At 60.2% G+C, this 1,311-nt stretch carries 1 protein-coding gene; it reads right to left on the reverse strand.

Annotation, left to right across the window (positions count from 1 at the left end; all coding sequences use genetic code 11):
• Positions 1–877, reverse strand: an 877-nt coding sequence (locus C998_RS14310; protein WP_051076752.1) for a replication initiation protein, incomplete at its 3' end; no start/stop codon positions are given.
• Positions 878–1,311: the final 434 nt, after the last annotated feature.

Genomic DNA, 1,311 nt, shown 5'->3' on the forward strand with positions numbered 1-1,311 from the left:
CACGGGGATCGCAGGCGTCTCGGTCCCCGCTCGGCGCAGAGCGAGTCGCTTTCTCGTTCTTCTTCGGTGGGGCGGGGCTTGGGCTTGGCTTCTCGCCCGGTGCGGTCGTCTCGGGGGTGGCGGCGTCTTCCGCGCCTGTTTCGGGAGCGATCTCCAATGCGCTGTCGATCAGCTCGGGGATCGGGGGTGTCTGCCGCGATTTGTGGAATGCCACGGATGCGATACACCTCCCGTCACGGATAGGCTCGTAGGTCACCCGCATGTCCGACATCGCGTTGATCTCCTTCACTGAAGGCTCAATGATCCTCCGGCGAAAGTCCTTCCAAACCGGGTACTTATCTTCGAGGCGAAGCATCCGGCGCAGATCATCGAGTGCCACCGTCACTTCGCTCCATTGCCGATACGACGCCAGCAGCTCGTACAGGCGGACGGAATACGGAGACCCCATGCGCGCGACGTACTGGAGGTCGTAACGGAGGAAGTGACCCGAAAGGTTCTGCAAAAAAGGCAGCACGTCATACGCGAAACGCAGCTCGACACGGCCTTCCGAGGGAACGTAGCGAGCCCGCTGGACCCAGCGGCCGACATCCAGCTCAGCGTTGCGGTCAGGCTTCTCGTTCGGACGCCCGCAGAATATGAGCTGAGCTTCGTATAGCTCATCGGCCGCCTTGCGCAATTCGCGATACAGCCATCCACCACTCGCGTTGCGCAAAGGCGGAAACAGCCGCCGGAGATCGTCCACCGAAACGGAGAAGATCCGGGACTCCGTGATCTCGCTGGAGCGGTCCACCTGGGCGATGGTCGTCAGTAGCACCCTCGTCGCCATGATGTTCAGGGCGTATGCCGCTTCGACGAAGGCGTTGGCCTTCACGACCATGCTCTTTCCCTCGGAGGCTCCCTCGGAGACGACCTGGCCCTCAACCGGATCTGATCCCATGTGACTCCCTGATCTACAACGTAGTGCAAAAACGAAAACTTCTGCCGAATTACTCTGGATTCTACCCGGTCACTCAGAAGGGTGCAAGTCGATTCAATGGAAACCTGAAGACACAGACTGTTTCCGGGCGGAGCTGTAAATCGCAAGGGGGTATTTGTCCCATTTTCCGGTTCCCTGCATCCAGGGCCGAGGGGGTATTTGTCCCTTTCAGGGATGCCGTGTGCAGCCCGCCCAGTGTCACAGTCACAGTGACAGTCACAGGCACACGCACAGATGCACGAGGGGGTATTTGTCCCCTTTTTCGGTTCCCTGCACCCAAGGGCGAGGGGGTATTTGTCCCCTTCTGAGGGGGCATTTGTCCCCTCCAAAGGGGG

It is taken from the genome of Thioalkalivibrio sp. ALgr3, assembly GCF_000377325.1.
Classification (GTDB): domain Bacteria; phylum Pseudomonadota; class Gammaproteobacteria; order Ectothiorhodospirales; family Ectothiorhodospiraceae; genus Thioalkalivibrio.